We start from the raw sequence: 17,496 nt of genomic DNA, 5'->3' as shown, positions 1-17,496 counted from the left end.
GAGCCAACGGCCACCACCACCGGGGCGGCGCGCCCATCCCGACGGCGTCGGCGGGCTCGATCGACCCCTCCGCCGCGCTGGCCACGCTGTCCGCGCTGTCGGGCGGCCGTTCCCCGGTGCTCCCTGGCAGCCTGGCGGGCACCCCGTCCACGCCGCCTCCGCCGCTGCCGAGTCCTTCCTCGGACCCGCGCCGCTGGCAGCGCATCGAGGTCACCCCTGAACACCTCCGGGGCGGCCCCGTGCCGGTGCCGGAGGGGTACGCGGCCCAGCTCGGCATGCGCCCCGGCACGCTGCTGTCGGTGACGGGCCCGGGCGACAACGCCATCGTCCTGGTCTGGCAGGGTCACCAGCCGGTCTTCGACTCCCTCCAGCCGGTGCTGATGCGCTTGAACGCCCGGCCCGGAGACCAGGTGTACGTCACGGTGGACGGCTATCGTCTCGAGGCCCAGCTGACCGGCTGACCGCCCCCGCCGCCGGCGTCCGCCGGTCCGTTACTGCCGCACGTCCTCCGTTGGGAGGCGCGCCGCCACCGCAACGCGCGCTATCGACACACCGCGGCCATCACAAGGCGGTGTCGAACAGCCGGAGGCGGTGGGCGGTGGCGGCGGCCTCGCCTCGAGTGGCGACGCCCAGCTTGGCCAGGATGTTGGAGACGTGCACGCTCACCGTCTTGACCGAAATGAACAGCGCCTCGGCGATCTCCCGGTTGCTCCGCCCGTTCGTCACCTCCCGCAGCACCTCCAGCTCCCGAGCCGTCAACCCCAGCGGATGCCCGTCGGCCGCCTCCTCCGAGCCCCCGATCCGGGCGCGCCGCGCGAAGACGTCGAGCTGCTCCAGCAGCGGCGCCGCACCCAGCCGCCCGGCGAGCTCCCGCGCACGGCCCAGCCGCGCGGCGGCCTCCTGCCGGTCGCCGGACGCCAGCGCCGCCTGAGCCGCACCCATCAGGGATTGCGCCTCGGCGTACGGCTGCCGCAGCGCCGCCCACGCACCCACCGCCAGGTCCCATGCCTTGACCTGCCACGCGACCGCATCGACGGCGTCGTCGCCCTGCGGCGACTCGGGGCCCATCAGCGCCGTGAACGTGAGCCGGTGCGCCTGCTGGAGATCGCCGTCGGTCCCGACCTCCTGCCCCAGCGCCCGGAGCCGGGCCATGAGTGACGCCGCGAGCCCGGACTGCGGCACCACGGAGGTGAGCAAGGAGGCGACGGTCACCAGCACCGGCCAGGAGTAACGCGGAGTCTCCAGCAGGTCGCGCTCCTCCATGACCTGAGCGGCCGCCTCCAGAGCCGCCTCCAGCTGCCCGCGGGCCTGCAGCAGCCGCATCTGCCTGCACAGATCCGGCAGCACCGTCTGATCGCGGAAGGTGCCGCGCGACAGCACGCTCCGCGATGACCCCAGCAGCTTGTCCGCCTGATCGAGCTCCCCGCGCGCCAGCGCGATGTCGGCGGCGAACCCCTGCAGGCTGGCCCGGTAGGGCGCGGGCGGGGTGAGGTCGAGCGCGTGCTCGATCACCTCCAGCGCCTCGTCCCATCGCCCGAGGGACACCAGCGGCTCGGCCAGGTTGATCGACAGGAACGTGCCCGAGGTGCGCGCCAGGCCGTAGAGCCCCGCCTCCTCGATCCCGTCGCGGGCCACCTGCGCGGCCCGCTCGTGCCGCCCGGCCCCCTCCAGCGCGTCGGACTCGGAGATGGCGCAGCGCATCAACGCGTTGTACGCCCCGTCGCGGTGCGCGATCCTGCGCGCCTCCGCGAACGCCTCCATCTGGGCCTCGATCTCGGAAAAGCCGAAGCGCGCCCAGGCGAGGTCGATCAGCGCGTGCGCCTCCACTGTGGCGTCGCCCACCTCGTGGGCGATCTGGATCGCGAGCCGGGCGGTGGCGAGCTTCTCCGGCCAGGACTCGCGCGCGTGGAGCATACGGGCCAGGCTCTCCAGGACCTGGCCGCGTAGTTTGTTCGGCTTGTCGGAGGGGACGAGCTCCGCCGCCTCACGCAGGTCGTCGATGTAGCCGGGGCGGCCGAGGGCGTAGCGGGTCAGGCCGCGCTGGCGCAGCAGCTTGGCCGACCTGATCGGGTCGGCGTCGCGGTCGAGCTCGCGCTCGAGCTCGGCGAGGGCGGCGCCGGCCAGGGCGATGGAGCGCTCGTACTCTCCGGCGAGGTGAGCGACCGTGGCCGTCTGTGCGAGCACGTCGAGCCGGTCGCGGCCGATGCGCTCGGCGGCGTCGGGCACCTGGTCCCACAGCTCGAGCACCCTGGAGAGCATCCCGAGCTGCTCGTCGTACGCGGTGGACTTGCGGGCGGCGGCGGCCGCGTGCCAGGCGCTGACCAGCGCCCAGGTGGAGTCGTGGGCGGAGTGCCAGTGGTGGGCCAGCTCGATCGCGCCGCGCGGCACGGGCAGGATCGACAGGTCGCGCTCCAACGCCTCGGCGAAGCGGGTGTGCAGGCGGGTGTGCTCGCCGGGCAGCAGGTCGTCGTGGAGCGCCTCGCGGATCAGCGCGTGCCTGAAGCAGTAGCCCTCGCCGTCGACGGTGAGCACGTTGCCCGCCACCGCGGGCCGCAGCGCGCGGGAGAGCGCGCTCTCGTCGAACCCGGCGACGGCGGAGAGCAGGTCGTGCTCGATGCGCTGCCCGCCGGCGCTGGCCACGCGCAGCAGCTCCTGCGTCTCGTCGGGCAGCCGCTCGACGCTGGCCAGCAGCAGGTCGCGCAGCGACTCCGGCAGCGCGTCAGGGCCGCCCGCGTCGCTGAGCAGCGCCTCCACGAACAGCGGGTTTCCCTCGCTGCGCGCGTAGATCAGGTCCATGTCGGCGGGGGACGGCTCCCGCTCCAGGATGCTCGCCGCCTGCGCGACGGCCTCCCTGCGGGTGAGCCTGCGCAGCTCGACCCGGCTCACCCACTCGACCCGGCCCAGCTCGGCGAGGAGCGGCCGCAGCGGGTGGCTGCGGTGCAGCTCGTCGGTGCGGTAGGTCACGACGATCAGCAGGCCCGCCGCGCTGCGCTGATAGCGGACCAGGAACGACAGCAGATCACGGGTGGAGCGGTCGGCCCAGTGGGCGTCCTCGACGATCAGCAGCGCGGGACGCTCCTCCGCCAGCCGCTCCAGCAGGCCCAGCACCTGCTCGAACAGCCGCGCCCGCGCCTCGGGCCCGTCCCTGTCGGGCTCCCCGAACTCGGGCAGCAGCCGCGCGAGCCCGCGCGTGGTGCCACCGGGGACGAGCGCCGCGACGCCGTCACGGCCCAGCTCGCGCACGAGCCCGCGCAGCACGGCGGTGAACGGCGCGAACGGCAGGCCCTCCGTGCCCAGCTCCAGACACCCGCCGACGAGCACCAGGGCGTCGGCCCGATCGGTGAACTCCTTGATCAACCGCGTCTTGCCGACCCCGGCCTCGCCACCGACGAGCACGGTGGACGACGCGCCGGCACGCGCCCTGGCCAGCGCCTCGCCGAGAGCGGCGAGCTCGCGGGCTCGCCCGACGAACCGGGGGCTGACGGCGTGGATACTCACGCCCTAAGAATGCCATCAGGCGATGACAGATTCCCCGCCGCCCACTCGGGAGGAGCACCCCCGCACCTCGGCCCCGCACACGCGGACGGCGGGCCTGAAGTGGGGGTCAGCGCAGGACCTTGCGGAAGAACGTGGCAGAGGCCTCGTAGCCCAGCGCGTGGTAGAACTCGGGCGCCCGCCGTGTGGCCATCGCCACATATCCGGCCTCCCGCGACCGCGCCCAGCGCTCGAACTCCTCCAGCAGGGCCCGCCCGATCCCCTGCCGCCGCGAACCCGACCCGACCATGGCCTCCTCGACCCACGCCACCGGCCCGTTCGCGAACAGCGTCAGATGGACGAACCCCAGCAGGTAGCCCTGGACGCGCCCGCCGACGACGGCTGTGAGCAGCAGGGCGTCGTCGTTCGCCAGCAGCTCGGGCAGGGCGGCGTCGAAGGCCTCGCGCTCGGGCCTGAACGTCAGCCCGAACTCGCGGGCCAGTGCGAACACCGCGTCCGCGTCCGCCTTCTCCGCCCTCCTGATGAGAAGATCGTCAGCCGTCATGAAAGACGACACTAGATCTTCCGCCGTTCCTCACGCAAATTGCTCGGTTTCTCCGCTTGCGTGGCGACGGTGTATTGAGATCAAGTGGGAGACCCGAGCACGCTCCCGTCTTCTGTGGTGCTCAGAGGTCGCCCAGGCCGAGCTGGCGGGCGATGAGCATGCGCTGCACCTCGCTCGTGCCCTCCCCGATCTCCAGGATCTTGGCGTCGCGGTAGAAGCGGCCGACCGGGAACTCGTTCATGAAGCCGTACCCGCCGAACACCTGGGTGGCGTCCCGGGAGTTGTCCATCGCCGCGTTCGACGAGACCAGCTTGGCGATCGCCGCTTCCTTCTTGAACGGCAGCCCCGCCTCCATGCGCTCCGCCGCGTGGTAGTAGGCCAGCCGGGCGGTGTGCGCGCGGGCCTCCATGTCGGCGATCTTGAACTGGATGGCCTGGTAGTGGCCGATCGGGTGGCCGAACGCCTTGCGGTCCCTGACGTACTTGAGGCATTCGTCCACGCAGCCCTGCGCCAGCCCGACGCTGAGCGCCGCGATGGCGATGCGGCCCTCGTCGAGCGTCTGCAGGAACTGCGCGTAGCCACGGCCGCGCTCGCCCAGGAGGTTCGCGGCGGGGACGCGGCAGTCGGTGAAGGACAGCTCGCGGGTGTCGGAGGCGTTCCAGCCGACCTTGGAGTACTTCTTCGACACCTCGAACCCGGGCGTGCCACTCGGCACGAGGATCGTGGAGATCTCCCGCTCGCCGGTGAGCGCGGCCACGCCGACGACGGCCGTGATGTCGGTGCCGGAGTTCGTGATGAACGCCTTCGTCCCGTTGATCACCCATTCGGCCCCGTCCAGCACAGCCGTGGTACGCATGCCGCCCGGCACGTCGGACCCGCCGCCCGGCTCCGTCAGGCCGAACGCGCCCAGTGCCGACCCCGAGGTCAGCTTGGGCAGCCAGTGTTCGCGCTGCTCCTGGGTGCCGAACCGGTAGATCGGCATCGCGCCCAGCGACACGGCGGCCTCCAGCGTGATCGCCACACTGGAGTCGACGCGGGCCAGCTCCTCAAGCGTCACGCACAGCGCGAAGTAGTCGCCGCCCATCCCGCCGTACTCCTCGGGGAACGGCAGCCCGAACAGCCCCATGGCGCCCATCTGCCGCACGATGTCGTACGGGAACTCCTCGCGCTCGTAGTACTCGCCGATCACCGGCGCGACCACCTCGCGGGCGAACGACTCGACGGTCTTGCGCAACTCTTCGTACTCGTCCTTGAGCATGATCAACCTTTCGACAGTGCCTGCACGACGCGGGACGGGCTGGGCCGGCCGAGCAGGCCCGCCAGCCAGGTGCTGGTGGAAACGAGCTTGTCCAGGTCGAGCCCGGTCTCGATGCCGAGCCCCCGCAACATCCAGACCAGGTCCTCGGTGGCGAGGTTGCCGGTGGCGGACTCGGCGTAGGGGCAGCCCCCGATGCCGCCCGTGGAGGCGTCGACCGTGGTCACGCCCGCGCGCAACGCGGCCAGCGTGTTGCCGAGCGCCTGGCCGTAGGTGTCGTGGAAGTGCACGGCGAGCCGGTCCGGCCGGCGGAACGCCTTGATCAGCGCGGTCACGTGCCCTGGCGTGCCGACCCCGATCGTGTCGCCGAGCGACAGCTCGTAACAGCCGAGCCCGAGCAGCCGCTCCCCGACCGAGACCACCTGCGCGATCGGCGTCGGCCCCTCCCACGGGTCGCCGAAGCACATCGACACGTACGCGCGCACCCGCACGCCGTTGTCCAGCGCCCTGGCCACGACCGGCTCGAACATGTCGAACTGGCTCTCCAGGCTCCGGTTCAGGTTCTTGGCGGCGAACGTCTCGGTGGCGCTGGCGAAGATCGCGATCTCGTCCACGCCGCGTTCGAGCGCCCGGTCGAGGCCGCGCAGGTTGGGGACCAGCACCGGGTAGCGCACGCCCGGCTTCCTGCGCAGGCGGGCGAGCAGCTCGCCGGCGTCGGCGAGCTGCGGCACCCACTTCGGGTGCACGAAGCTGGTCGCCTCGATCACCTTGTGCCCGGCGTCCGCGAGCCGCTCGATGAACTCGGCCTTCACCTCGACGGGCACGACAGCGGACTCGTTCTGCAGCCCGTCGCGCGGGCCGACCTCGTAGATCGTGACCTGCTGCGGAAGGCCTTCCAGTGGGTAGGGCATCACGCCTCCTCGCTCGTCACCACGGCCAGCACGGCGTCCATGTCGACCGGCTGGCCGGCCTGGACCGGCAGCTCGGTGAGCACGCCGTCGCGCGGGGCGGTGACCGTGTGCTCCATCTTCATGGCCTCCACGATGACCAGCGGCTGCCCCTCGCTCACCCGGTCGCCGGCCTGGGCCTTGACCACCAGGACCGTGCCGGGCATGGGGCTCCTGACCACGCCGTCGCCCTTGGCCGCGGCGCCGGGCCGGTCGCCCGGGTCGCCGATGAGGTGCCGGGTGAGCGCCCACGCCTCGCCGTCCTTGCCGAGCCAGATCGTGTCGGCACGGCGTACGTGCAGGTAGCGGTCGGTACGGCCGCCTATCGTGACGGTCAGATCCGCGCCGCTGCGCTGCAGGCGCGCGGGGGCGGTCTCATCGTTCATCCGGATCTCGGCTGACTCTTCGGGCAGGCCGCGGACCTGGACCGCGTGCACCCCGTCCCTGGACTCCAGCCGCCACGTCGTCCAGGCGGGCGCCCCGATCCGCCACCCGTCGGTGACCTCCCACGGGTCGTCGCCCTGGGGCATGGCGTGGAAGGCCAGCGCCGCCGCCGCGAGCACCTCGCCGGGCACCTCCACGGACGGGACCAGTTCCGGAAGCAGGCGTTCGACCAGCCCGGTGTCCAGCTCACCCGCTCTGACGACCGGGTGTCCGGCGAGGGCCCGCAGGAACGGGATGTTCGTGACCACGCCGAGGACGGCCGTGCGGGAAAGGGCACGCTCGAGCGTTCTGAGCGCCGACGCCCGATCCGGGGCCCAGGCGACCACCTTGGAGAGCATCGGGTCGAACTCGCTGCCCACGACCCCGCCTTCGACCAGCCCCGAGTCCACCCGTACGCCGTCACCCGGCTCGCGGAGCACCAGGACGCGGCCGCCGGTGGGCAGGAAGCCGCGGGCCGGGTCCTCGGCGTAGACGCGGGCCTCGACGGCGTGCCCGTCCAGCAGCACGTCCTCCTGCCCGAACGGCAGCAGCTCCCCCGCCGCCACGCGAAGCTGCAGTTCCACCAGGTCGAGCCCGGTCACCAGCTCCGTGACGGGGTGTTCGACCTGCAGCCGGGTGTTCATCTCCATGAAGTGGTGGGCCCCGGTGGTCCCGTCCACGATGAACTCGACCGTGCCCGCCCCCACGTACCCCACGGCGCGCGCGGCCTCCACCGCCGCCGAACCCATGCGGGCGCGCGTCTCGGGGCTCACGAAGGGTGAGGGCGCCTCCTCGATGATCTTCTGGTGCCTGCGCTGCAGGCTGCACTCGCGCTCGCCCAGGTGCACGACGTTGCCGTGGGTGTCGGCCAGGACCTGGATCTCGATGTGGCGCGGGCGCTCGACGTACCGCTCGATCAGCAGCGTCCCGTCGCCGAACGCCGCCCGCGCCGTACGGCGGGCCGACTCGAGCGCGTCGGGCAGCTCGGCGGCCGACCGTACCAGCACCATGCCCTTGCCCCCGCCGCCGGCGGAGGGCTTGATCAGCGCGGGGAAGTCGCGCCAGGACTCCAGCGAGTCGCCCGGCTCGGCTCCGCCGGGCACCACGGGCACGCCCGCCGCGGACACGGTGGCCTTGGCGCGGATCTTGTCGCCCATCGCCTCGATGGCTTCGGCGGGCGGGCCGACGAACACCAGCCCGGCCTGCGCGCACCGCCGCGCGAACGCGGCGTTCTCGGCGAGGAACCCGTAGCCGGGATGTACGGCCTCAGCGCCCGCGGCCTGAGCCGCCCCGATAATCGCCTCTATATCCAGATATTTCGGCACCTGCAGGGCGAGGTCGGCCTCCAGCACGTGACGCGCGCCGGCGTCCGACGGCGTGTGCACGGCCACCGACGTGATGCCGAGCGTGCGCAGCGTGCGGATGACGCGTACGGCGATCTCGCCCCTGTTGGCGATCAGAACACGGTCGAACAACATCGCGTCACATCCGGAAGACGCCGTAACCGGCGGGCTCGAGCGGGGCGTTGGCCGCCGCGGACAGCGCCAGGCCGAGGACGGTGCGGGTGTCGAGCGGGTCGATCACGCCGTCGTCCCACAGCCTGGCCGTGGAGTAGTACGGGTTTCCCTGGTGCTCGTACTGTGCTCTGATCGCGTCGGCGTCGGCGGTGCCGACGGTGGTGAGCACGTTGGCGGCCTGCTCGCCGCCCATGACCGAGATGCGGGCGTTCGGCCACATCCACAGGAACCTCGGCGAGTACGCCCGCCCCGCCATCGCGTAGTTGCCCGCCCCGAAGGACCCCCCGATGACCACGGTGAACTTGGGCACCCGCGCGCAGGAGACGGCGGTGACCATCTTGGCCCCGTGCTTGGCGATGCCGCCCGCCTCGTATGCCTTGCCCACCATGAAGCCGCTGATGTTCTGCAGGAAGACGAGGGGGATGCGGCGCTGGTCGCACAGCTCGATGAAGTGCGCGCCCTTCATGGCGGACTCGCTGAACAGGATGCCGTTGTTCGCCACGATGCCCACCGGATGGCCCTGGATGTGGGCGAACCCGGTCACGAGCGTCGAGCCGTACTCGGCCTTGAACTCCAGGAAGCGCGAGCCGTCCACGATCCTGGCGATCACCTCGTGCACGTCGTACGGCTGGCGCGTGTCGCCGGGCACGATCCCGTACAGGTCGCGCGGGTCGTGCCTCGGCGGCTCCGGCGCGACCGTGTCCCAGGGGCGCGGGGCGCGCGGGGCGAGCGTGGAGACGATGTCGCGGACGATGGCCAGCGCGTGCGCGTCGTCCTCGGCCAGGTGGTCGGTGACGCCGCTGACCCGCGCGTGCAGGTCGCCGCCGCCCAGCTCCTCGGCCGTGACCTCCTCGCCGGTGGCCGCCTTCACCAGGGGCGGGCCGCCCAGGAAGATCGTGCCCTGGCCGCGCACGATGACGGCCTCGTCGCTCATCGCGGGCACGTACGCGCCACCCGCCGTGCACGAGCCGAGCACGGCGGCGATCTGCGGGATGCCGCGGGCCGACATGGTGGCCTGGTTGTAGAAGATGCGGCCGAAGTGCTCGCGGTCGGGGAACACCTCGTCCTGCTTGGGCAGGAACGCCCCGCCCGAGTCCACGAGGTAGACGCACGGCAGGTGGTTGTGCAGGGCCACCTCCTGCGCGCGCAGGTGCTTCTTGACCGTGATCGGATAGTACGTGCCGCCCTTGACGGTGGCGTCGTTGGCGACGATCACGCATTCCCGGCCCGAGACCCTGCCGACGCCCGTGATGATCCCGGCCGCGGGAGCCTGGTCGTCGTAGAGCCCGTTCGCGGCCAGCGGCGACAGCTCCAGGAAGCGGGAGCCGGGGTCGAGCACGCCGTCGACGCGGTCGCGCGGCAGCAGCTTGCCGCGCTCGACATGCCGCTTGCGCGATCGCTCGGGGCCGCCTCTGGCGGCGACCGCCAGGCGTTCGAGCAGGTCGGCGGCGAGCCGCTCGTTGAGCTCGGCATTGCGTTTGTACGCCTCGCCGCCAGGATCGGCGGCCGACTTCAGCACGGGCCAGTCGCTCATGACTCCCCTCTCATGGCACGAGATGTTAGTCATCATTAACGTACTCGTCTAGCATGTGAGACGTGACCACTACGTCCTCATCTACCCGCAATCGCGGCAACCGGCGCAGGGAGATCCTGGAGGCGGCGGCCCGGCTGTTCGCCGCGCGCGGTTTCCACGGGGTCTCGATCGAGGACATCGGCGGCGCGGTCGGCGTCTCGGGCCCCGCGCTCTACCGGCACTTCAGCGGCAAGGACGCGCTGCTGTCGGAGATGCTGCTCGACGTCAGCTCGCGGCTGCGCGAGTCGGCCGCCGCGGTGGTCACCTCGTACCCGGATCCGCAGGAGACGCTGGACGCGCTGCTCAACGTGCAGATCACGTTCGCGCTCGAGCAGCCGGCGCTGATCACGGTGCACGACAGGGAGCTGGGCAACGTGCCGGAGCCGGAGCGCAGGCAGATCAGGCGGCTGCAGCGGCTCTACGTCGAGGAGTGGGTGACCGTGCTGGCCGAGCTGCACCCCTCGTGCCCGGCCGCGCGGCTGCGGGCCGCGACGCACGCCGTGTTCGGGCTGCTCAACTCCACGCCGCACAGCGCGGGCGAGCTGCCCGCACAGGACATGCGGCCGCTGCTGCGCGCCATGGCGCGGGCGGCGATCGACGCCTCCGTTAACGCTCACTAACTACCAGAGGTATGCCCGACATGCCCTTGCTCATGCCAACTATCTAGATATATCGTCAAGATATCTCGATAGTTGGAGGCAATCATGCGCGATCCTGACTTCTGGGATGGTCCACCACCCCCTCCGATGCGCCCGCCGGGACCGGGCAGGTTCGGCGCGCCCCCGTTCGCACCGCCTCCTCCGCCCCCGCACGGCCCCGGGTTCGGCACGGTCGCGCACTGGGAGACGCCCGCGCCGCGGGTCCGCCGCGGCGACGTCAGGGCGGCGCTGCTGGTGCTGCTCCTGGAGGAGCCGCAGAACGGCTACCAGATGATCCAGAGCATCGAGGAGCGCAGCCGCGGCGTGTGGCGGCCCAGTCCCGGCTCGGTCTATCCGGCGCTCCAGCAGCTCGAGGACGAGGGCCTGGTGTCGGGCGGCGAGTCCGGCGGGAGCCGTACGTACAGCCTGACTCATGAGGGTCGCCGCCATGCGGCCAGGCACGCCGACGAGGCGCCGTGGGACGAGGTCGCCCGCTCGGTGCCGCAGGACCACCACGAGCTGCGCGCGCTCTGGGGCCAGCTCAACGAGGCCTTCTCCCACCTGGTCCGCACGGCCAGCCCCCGTCAGGTGGCGCAGGCCAAGGAGCTGATCAAGAAGACCCGCAGGTCCATGTTCCAGATCCTGGCGGAGGACTGAATGACGGCCGACGCGGCGATAGTCGTTCGCGAACTGCGGAAGGCGTACGGGAAGGTCGAGGCCGTCAAGGGCGTCGACTTCGAGGTGCGCCCCGGCGAGGTGTTCGGCTTCCTCGGCCCGAACGGCGCCGGCAAGACCACCACCATCAGCATGCTCTGCACGCTGGTGAACCCCACCGGCGGCAGCGCCACCGTGGCGGGCCACGACGTGGTCAGGGACCGCGACGAGGTGCGCAGGAACATCGGCCTGGTCTTCCAGGACCCCACCCTCGACAGCTACCTGAGCGCCGAGCAGAACCTGCGCTTCCACGCCGAGCTGTACGGCGTGCCCAAGGGCATGGTCGACGACCGGATCCGCCAGGTCATGGAGATGGTGGCGCTGTGGGACCGCAAGGACGCCAAGGTGATGACGTTCTCCGGCGGCATGAAGCGGCGTCTGGAGATCGCCCGCGGCCTGCTGCACTCGCCGCGCGTGCTCTTCCTGGACGAGCCGACCGTGGGGCTCGACCCGCAGACCCGCTCGGCCATCTGGGGCTACATCAACCAGCTCAGGCTGCTCGAGGACATCACCATCTTCATGACCACCCACTACATGGACGAGGCCGAGTACTGCGACCGGATCGCGATCATCGACCACGGCGAGATCGTCGTCATCGACTCGCCGGAGGCGCTGAAGGCCAGCATCGGCAAGGACCGGGTGCAGATCCAGACCGCCGACGACACCGGGGCGATCAAGGCGCTGCGGGAGCGGTTCGGCCTGGAGGCGGCCGTGCACGAGGGCTCGGTCACGTTCGCGGTGGCCTCGGGCGAGGAGTTCGTGCCCAGGCTGTTCGCCGAGCTCGGCATGCCGATCAAGTCGGTGAGCGTCTCGCGGCCGTCCCTGGATGACGTGTTCATGTCGTACACCGGCTCCACGATCCGCGACGCCGAGGCCGGCGCCGACAACAAGGCGTGGATGAGAGCGATGGTGAGGCGATAGCCATGGCGACACAGACCGTCGGCGTCCGCGTGCCGGCCCGCGGCGCCGGGCACGACCTGCGGGCGATCAAGATCGTGCTGCACCGGGAGATGCTGCGCTTCCTCAACGACCGCACCCGCATGCTGTCCATGCTCGTGCAGCCCGCGCTCTGGCTGTTCGTCATGGGCACGGGGCTGGGGTCGCTGGTACAGGGGTCGATCCCGGGGGTCGACTACCGCACGTTCATGTATCCCGGCATGATCTCCATGACCGTGATCATGACGGGGATGTTCTCGGCGGGGTCCATCGTGTGGGACCGCGAGTTCGGCTTCCTCAGGGAGATGCTGGTCGCGCCCGTCTCCCGTGGGGCGATCGTGGTCGGCAAGTGCCTGGGCGGCGCCATCGTGGCCACCGGGCAGGGCGTCGTCATCCTGGCGCTGGCCGGGCTGGTGGGGGTGCCCTACTCGCCCGCGCTCTTCGCGACGCTGCTTGCGGAGATGTTCCTCGCGGCGTTCACGATCACCGCCTTCGGGGTGATGCTGGCCGCGCGGATGAAGAACATGCAGACGTTCTTCGGGCTGATGCAGATGGCGATCATGCCCATGATGTTCCTGTCCGGGGCGATGTTCCCGCTGGCCAACCTGCCCTCGTGGCTGCACGTGCTGACCGTGGTCAACCCGATGACGTACGCGGTGGACCCGATGCGGGAGGCGGTCTTCTCGCACCTGGACGTGACCGCGCAGGTGAACGCGGTGCTGAACCCCGGGGTCCGGTGGTTCGACTTCCAGGTGCCGGTGCTGCTGGAGATCGGGGTCGTGGCCGCCCTGGGGCTGGCGCTGCTGGGAGTCGGGATCGCGCAGTTCAGGCGGGCGGACTAGCCGCCGCAGAGCTGAGGCCCGGGGGTGGTGTCCCCGGGCCTCAGTCGTCGATCAGGCGGTCAGCCGGTCAGCGCTTCACGCGGACGTAGTCCGAGCTGCTGGTGTCGCCGTAGGCGTCCTCGTCGCCGGCGAACACGAACCGCCACCGGCCCGAGTTCCACGCCTTGACCTTGGTGTAGAGGCGGCCGCTACCGTTCGACCAGGTCGTCTTCACGTACTGCCACTTGTGCGAGCCCGCACGCTTGAAGTACAGCGCCACCTTGCCCCGGTAGCCCTCCCAGGTGCCCTCGTCGTCGATCTGCAGCTTGCCCGTGAACCTCGCGTACTTGCCGCGCTTGACCGGCTCCGGGTAGGCGTTGAACTTGATCAGCCGCGTGTCCGCCTTGGCGGGCGGCGGGGCGGGCTGGTCGACCCGCACCCAGTCGGCGTCGCTGACCGAGCCGCGCACGCCGCGGGTGCCCGCGTACTCGGCGCGCCACCAGCCCGAGGTCTGCGCGGTGGCGGAGGCCCAGAAGCGGCCGTCGCGGCCGGTCACGTCACTGGTGACGTACTCCCACCTGTGCGAGCCGCCAGCCCTGAAGAAGATCGACACGCGCTCGCCGGGCACGCCGCCGCGGCCCTCGACCTGCAGGGCGCCGGTGAACGTGAGCCGGTCGCCCTTGTCCACGGGCTCGGGCCGGGCGTCGAAGCCGGCGATCCTGCTGGCGAGCTCGCCGCGCCTGACGTCCACCCTGTCGGCGTCGCTGACCGAGCCCTTGGCCGCGGACGTGGCCGCGAACTCGGCCCGCCACCAGCCCGTCTCGCGGGCCCGTACGCCGGCGCTGAACGAGCCGTCGGCGCCGGTCGTCACCTTGGCGACCGTACGGTAGGCGTCAGTGCCGCGCGCGCGGAAGGTGAGCGCGACGGACTGCCCGCCGTACCCCTTGCCGTCGGCGAGCAGCCGCCCTGAGACCTTGATCAGGTCGCCCCTGTCCACGAAGTCGGGGTTGGCGTCGAAGTCGACGATCTTGGTGTCGAGCACCTTCTTGACGACGACCTCGAACGTGCCGCCGCGGGAGGCGCCGCCGGCGACGGCGAGCCAGCTCCACTTGCCGACGTTCGTGGAGTCGAAGGACCTGGTGCCGGTCCACCTGGTCCAGTCGCCGTCCTTGGTGGGCGTCAGGTCGAGGGGCTTGCCGACGCTGACGTCGCCCGGGGGCTTGAGCTGGAGCTCGGCCTTGTCGGTCCCCTTGGTGGCGAACCGGAACGTGGCCGTGACCGCGCCGTTCGTGACGTCGATCGGCGGGCCGGGGCTGATCCCCACGCGGGTGACGACGGGGTCCGCGGCCGCCGTCGCGGCGGTGGGTGCCAGGACGAGAGTCCCGGCGCCCAGCGCGACGGCGAGAGCGGCCACGCGGAAGCGTTGCAACATGCGGGTTCCTTTCTGGATACCCCAGGGGTTGAACGCGGCATTGAGGGTGCCACGTATGTCGTCTCTGTAGACGTGCGCATCAGCCCGAAAGTTGTGGAATGTGACAAACCGTTATAGATCGTGGCCAATAGGACCGGTCCACAAGATGTGGGCGGCGTCCAGCAGACGTCAGCGCCGAACGAGGACATAATCGGTGGTGTGGCGCGGGACACAGTTGAGACTCATTTCATCCAGGCGGTTGCGACGCTGAAGGCGGGCCCCGCACGAGATCCGGGGCGGCCGGTCCGCGAGGGCACCTCCCTGACCGGCGAGCAGTGCGTGCGGCTGTTCCAACGCCAGGTCGACAGCCGCCTGCTGGACATCGCGGCCCGCTGGCTGCGCGCGCGGGACGAGGGCTTCTACACGATCGGCTCGGCCGGTCACGAGGGCAACGCGGCCGTCGCCGCCGCCCTGCGGCCCACCGATCCGGCCCTGCTCCACTACCGCTCGGGCGCGTTCTACCTGACCAGGTCCGAGCAGGCCGGCCGGCTGCCCGAGCAGGGGCTCCGCGACGTGCTGATGGGCCTGACCGCGGCGGCCGACGAGCCGATCGCGGGCGGCAGGCACAAGGTGTTCGGCCATCCCGAGCTGGCCGTCATCCCCCAGACCTCGACGATCGCCAGCCACCTGCCGAGGGCGGTGGGCGTGGCGTTCGCCATCGAGCGCGCCAAGGCGCTCGGCGCGCCGAGCGCGTGGCAGCAGGCGGACGCGGTCACGGTGTGCAGCTTCGGCGACGCCTCGATCAACCACGCGAGCGCCCTCAGCGGCCTCAACACCGCCTCCTACGCCACCTACCAGGGGCAGTCGCTGCCGATCCTGTTCGTGTGCGAGGACAACGGCATCGGCATCAGCGTCCGCACGCCCAAGGGCTGGGTGGAGTCGGCCGCGCGGCGCCCCGGCATCGAATACTTCGCCGCCGACGGCTGCGACCTGGCCGAGGCGTACGACGCCGCCGTCCGCGCGGTCCAGCACGTACGCGAGCACCGCTCCCCCGCGTTCCTCCACCTGTCCACCGTGCGGCTCATGGGGCACGCCGGGTCCGACGTCGAGCAGGCCTACCGCACCCAGCGGGAGATCAGGGCCGACCTCGAGCACGACCCGCTGGTCCGCACGGCGGCGCTGCTCGTGCAGGCCGGGCTGAGCACGCCGGAAGAGCTGCTCAGCGCTTACGAGTCGCAGCGCGAGCACGTGCTGCGGATCGCGCTCGAGACGACGCGCAGCCCGCGGCTCGGCTCCGTCAAGGAGATCATGGAGCCGCTCGCGCCGCGCAAGCCCGAGCTGATCGCGAAGATCAGCCCGATGGCGGCCACGACCGCGGCCAGGGAGAAGGCCTTCGCCGGCTCGCTGCCCGAGCACGACAAGCCGATGACGCTCTCGCAGGCCGTCAACCGCACGCTCGCCGACGCGCTGGCCGTCTACCCGGAGATGACGGTGTTCGGCGAGGACGTCGCCAAGAAGGGCGGCGTCTACGGCGTGACCAGGGGGCTGCAGAAGAGGTTCGGCGCCGGGCAGGTGTTCGACACGTTGCTCGACGAGCAGGCGATCCTGGGACTGGCGCTCGGCTCAGGCGTGTCGGGGCTGCTGCCCGTGCCAGAGATCCAATATCTGGCCTACCTGCACAACGCGCTCGACCAGATCCGCGGCGAGGCGTCCACGCTGTCGTTCTTCTCGCGCGGCTCGTACACCAACCCGATGGTGGTGCGGGTGGCCGCGTACGCCTACCAGAAGGGCTTCGGCGGGCACTTCCACAACGACAACGCGGTGGCCGCGCTTCGCGACATCCCCGGCCTGGTCGTCGCCTCGCCCGCGCGTCCCGACGACGCCGCGGCCATGCTGCGCACCTGCCTGGCGGCGGCGCGCACGTGCGGCTCGGTGTGCGTGTTCCTGGAGCCGATCGCGCTCTACCACACGCGTGACCTGTTCGAGGAGGGCGACGGCGGCTGGCTCGCGCCCTATCCGCCGCCCGGGCGCTGGGCGGAGACGCACGTGCCCATCGGGCGGGCGCGCTCCTACGGCGACGGGCGCGATCTGACGATCGTGACGTTCGGCAACGGCGTGCGGATGAGCCTGCGGGCCGCCGTGCGGCTGACCCAGGAGAACGTCGGATGCCGCGTCCTCGACCTGCGCTGGCTGGCGCCGCTGCCGAAGGAGGACCTGCTGCGGGCGGCGGAGCTGACCGGCAACGTGCTGATCGCCGACGAGACCCGGCACACCGGCAGCGTGTCCGAGGCGATCGTGGCGGAGCTGGTCGACGCCGGGTTCACCGGGAAGATCGGGCGGGTGACCTCGGCCGACAGCTTCATCCCCCTCGGCAAGGCGGCCGACCACGTGCTGCTGTCGGAGGACGAGATCGAGCAGGCGGCGCGCAAGCTACTGGGTTGAGCGGACCACGGCTCCGCGGACGCACGCCGGCTTGGACGGTCGCGGTGGCGCCCTGGCCCAGAGCGGTATTTTCGAGGTTAGAGAGGATTCATGAGGTACGCCCCGAAGGCCGCGGACACGACCGATACCAGCAGGAAGAAGAACACGTAGAACCCGCCGGGCAGGAACGTCAGCCTGGCCAGCTGATCCGCGTCGGAGTCTCTCGCCTGCCGCCTGCGCCGCTTGCGCTGTAACTCGATGATCGGCCTGATCCCGCCGAACAGCAGGAACCAGACCGCGACCAGGGCGACGGCCTGCTGGACCTCGGCCGGCGCGTACATGATCAGAGCGAAGACGGCGCCGCCGGTGGCCAGCAGGATCAGCGCGCCGTACAGGTTGCGGATCAGCAGCAGCATGCAGACCAGGAACAGCAGCACGCCCCAGATCAGCAGCGTGATGTGCCCCATCTCGGTCAGCCAGGCGGCGGCCAGGCCCAGCAGCGGGGGCGCGACGTAGCCGGCGAGCGCGGTCAGCACCATGCCGGGCCCGGTGGGCCTGCCCCTGGTCAGCGTCACGCCCGAGGTGTCGGAGTGGAGGCGGATGCCTTCGAGCTTGCGCCGGGTGACCAGCGCCATCAGCGCGTGGCCGCCCTCGTGCGCGATCGTGATCAGGCCTCTGGACACCTGCCAGGGCATGCGGAAGCCGACGAGCACGAGCGCGGCCAGAGCCGAGACCCCCACGACCCAGGGGTCGGGGTCAGGCTGAACCTTGATCAGGTGGGCCCAGAGCTGTTCCATCGAA

General features: G+C 71.3%; 13 protein-coding genes and 1 pseudogene. 6 read left to right on the top strand and 8 right to left on the bottom strand.

The genetic code is table 11. The features are described 5' to 3' along the window. Positions 1 to 461, top strand: a pseudogene (locus ABN273_RS34355) (hypothetical protein); the annotation flags it as partial. Positions 462 to 561: 100 nt separating this feature from the next. Here the strand turns inward: ABN273_RS34355 and ABN273_RS34350 are convergent. The 6 genes from ABN273_RS34350 to ABN273_RS34325 form a co-directional block, all read right to left on the bottom strand. Further along, positions 562 to 3,498, bottom strand: coding sequence for a helix-turn-helix transcriptional regulator (locus tag ABN273_RS34350; protein WP_349453257.1), 2,937 nt, complete (start codon positions 3,496 to 3,498; stop codon positions 562 to 564). Between the two features lie 106 nt (positions 3,499 to 3,604). Continuing rightward, entirely contained in the window at positions 3,605 to 4,039 is a 435-nt protein-coding gene (locus ABN273_RS34345) for a GNAT family N-acetyltransferase (protein ID WP_349453256.1), read from the bottom strand. A gap of 121 nt (positions 4,040 to 4,160) precedes the next feature. Further along, on the bottom strand, positions 4,161 to 5,297 hold the full coding sequence (locus tag ABN273_RS34340; protein WP_349453255.1) for an acyl-CoA dehydrogenase family protein: 1,137 nt from the start codon (positions 5,295 to 5,297) through the stop codon (positions 4,161 to 4,163). A gap of 2 nt (positions 5,298 to 5,299) precedes the next feature. Continuing rightward, positions 5,300 to 6,205 carry a hydroxymethylglutaryl-CoA lyase gene (locus ABN273_RS34335; RefSeq protein WP_349453254.1) on the bottom strand — a complete coding sequence of 302 codons (906 nt, stop codon included), beginning with the start codon at positions 6,203 to 6,205 and terminating at the stop codon, positions 5,300 to 5,302. Continuing rightward, positions 6,205 to 8,142: an acetyl/propionyl/methylcrotonyl-CoA carboxylase subunit alpha gene (locus tag ABN273_RS34330; RefSeq protein ID WP_349453253.1), complete on the bottom strand. Its 1,938-nt coding sequence runs from the start codon at positions 8,140 to 8,142 to the stop codon at positions 6,205 to 6,207. Before ABN273_RS34330 ends, ABN273_RS34335 begins: the two co-directional genes overlap by 1 nt. A 4-nt stretch (positions 8,143 to 8,146) precedes the next feature. Next, complete coding sequence (locus tag ABN273_RS34325) at positions 8,147 to 9,715, bottom strand: carboxyl transferase domain-containing protein (protein ID WP_349453252.1); 1,569 nt, start codon at positions 9,713 to 9,715, stop codon at positions 8,147 to 8,149. A 62-nt stretch (positions 9,716 to 9,777) separates the two neighbouring features. Between ABN273_RS34325 and ABN273_RS34320 the strand changes: the two genes are divergently transcribed. The 4 genes from ABN273_RS34320 (at position 9,778) to ABN273_RS34305 (ending at position 12,884) form a co-directional block, all read left to right on the top strand. Then, positions 9,778 to 10,374: an SACE_7040 family transcriptional regulator gene (locus tag ABN273_RS34320; protein WP_349453251.1), complete on the top strand. Its 597-nt coding sequence runs from the start codon at positions 9,778 to 9,780 to the stop codon at positions 10,372 to 10,374. Positions 10,375 to 10,458: 84 nt separating this feature from the next. Beyond that, a complete protein-coding gene (locus ABN273_RS34315) occupies positions 10,459 to 11,049 on the top strand; it encodes a PadR family transcriptional regulator (RefSeq protein ID WP_349453250.1) in 591 nt (196 codons plus the stop codon). Beyond that, positions 11,050 to 12,027 (top strand): ATP-binding cassette domain-containing protein, encoded by a 978-nt coding sequence (locus ABN273_RS34310; protein ID WP_349453249.1) that lies wholly within the window; start codon positions 11,050 to 11,052, stop codon positions 12,025 to 12,027. It begins immediately after the preceding gene. Between the two features lie 2 nt (positions 12,028 to 12,029). Then, the gene (locus tag ABN273_RS34305) at positions 12,030 to 12,884 is read left to right on the top strand and encodes an ABC transporter permease (RefSeq protein WP_349453248.1); all 855 of its coding nucleotides are present in this window, start codon (positions 12,030 to 12,032) and stop codon (positions 12,882 to 12,884) included. Between the two features lie 67 nt (positions 12,885 to 12,951). Here the strand turns inward: ABN273_RS34305 and ABN273_RS34300 are convergent, their stop codons facing one another. Then, on the bottom strand, positions 12,952 to 14,295 hold the full coding sequence (locus ABN273_RS34300; RefSeq protein ID WP_349453247.1) for a hypothetical protein: 1,344 nt from the start codon (positions 14,293 to 14,295) through the stop codon (positions 12,952 to 12,954). Between the two features lie 198 nt (positions 14,296 to 14,493). Here ABN273_RS34300 and ABN273_RS34295 point away from each other — a divergent pair, with 198 nt between their 5' ends. Next, a complete protein-coding gene (locus ABN273_RS34295; protein WP_349453246.1) occupies positions 14,494 to 16,716 on the top strand; it encodes a thiamine pyrophosphate-dependent enzyme in 2,223 nt (740 codons plus the stop codon). A 77-nt stretch (positions 16,717 to 16,793) separates the two neighbouring features. Here the strand turns inward: ABN273_RS34295 and ABN273_RS34290 are convergent, their stop codons facing one another. Then, positions 16,794 to 17,492 carry a M50 family metallopeptidase gene (locus ABN273_RS34290; protein WP_349453245.1) on the bottom strand — a complete coding sequence of 233 codons (699 nt, stop codon included), beginning with the start codon at positions 17,490 to 17,492 and terminating at the stop codon, positions 16,794 to 16,796. Between the last annotated feature and the right edge of the window lie 4 nt (positions 17,493 to 17,496).

This window comes from Nonomuraea sp. B19D2, from assembly GCF_040137845.1.
In the GTDB taxonomy this organism is placed as follows: domain Bacteria; phylum Actinomycetota; class Actinomycetes; order Streptosporangiales; family Streptosporangiaceae; genus Nonomuraea.
This window is presented reverse-complemented; position numbering and strand designations above follow the sequence as displayed.

Bases quoted from the DNA above. Each gene is read 5' to 3' on its own strand.
- ABN273_RS34345 (WP_349453256.1), bottom strand. From the start codon at position 4,039: ATGACGGCTGACGATCTTCTCATCAGGAGGGCGGAGAAGGCGGACGCG.
- ABN273_RS34340 (WP_349453255.1), bottom strand. From the start codon at position 5,297: ATGCTCAAGGACGAGTACGAAGAGTTGCGCAAGACCGTCGAGTCGTTC.
- ABN273_RS34335 (WP_349453254.1), bottom strand. From the start codon at position 6,205: ATGCCCTACCCACTGGAAGGCCTTCCGCAGCAGGTCACGATCTACGAG.
- ABN273_RS34330 (WP_349453253.1), bottom strand. From the start codon at position 8,142: ATGTTGTTCGACCGTGTTCTGATCGCCAACAGGGGCGAGATCGCCGTA.
- ABN273_RS34325 (WP_349453252.1), bottom strand. From the start codon at position 9,715: ATGAGCGACTGGCCCGTGCTGAAGTCGGCCGCCGATCCTGGCGGCGAG.
- ABN273_RS34315 (WP_349453250.1), top strand. From the start codon at position 10,459: ATGCGCGATCCTGACTTCTGGGATGGTCCACCACCCCCTCCGATGCGC.
- ABN273_RS34310 (WP_349453249.1), top strand. From the start codon at position 11,050: ATGACGGCCGACGCGGCGATAGTCGTTCGCGAACTGCGGAAGGCGTAC.
- ABN273_RS34305 (WP_349453248.1), top strand. From the start codon at position 12,030: ATGGCGACACAGACCGTCGGCGTCCGCGTGCCGGCCCGCGGCGCCGGG.
- ABN273_RS34300 (WP_349453247.1), bottom strand. From the start codon at position 14,295: ATGTTGCAACGCTTCCGCGTGGCCGCTCTCGCCGTCGCGCTGGGCGCC.
- ABN273_RS34290 (WP_349453245.1), bottom strand. From the start codon at position 17,492: ATGGAACAGCTCTGGGCCCACCTGATCAAGGTTCAGCCTGACCCCGAC.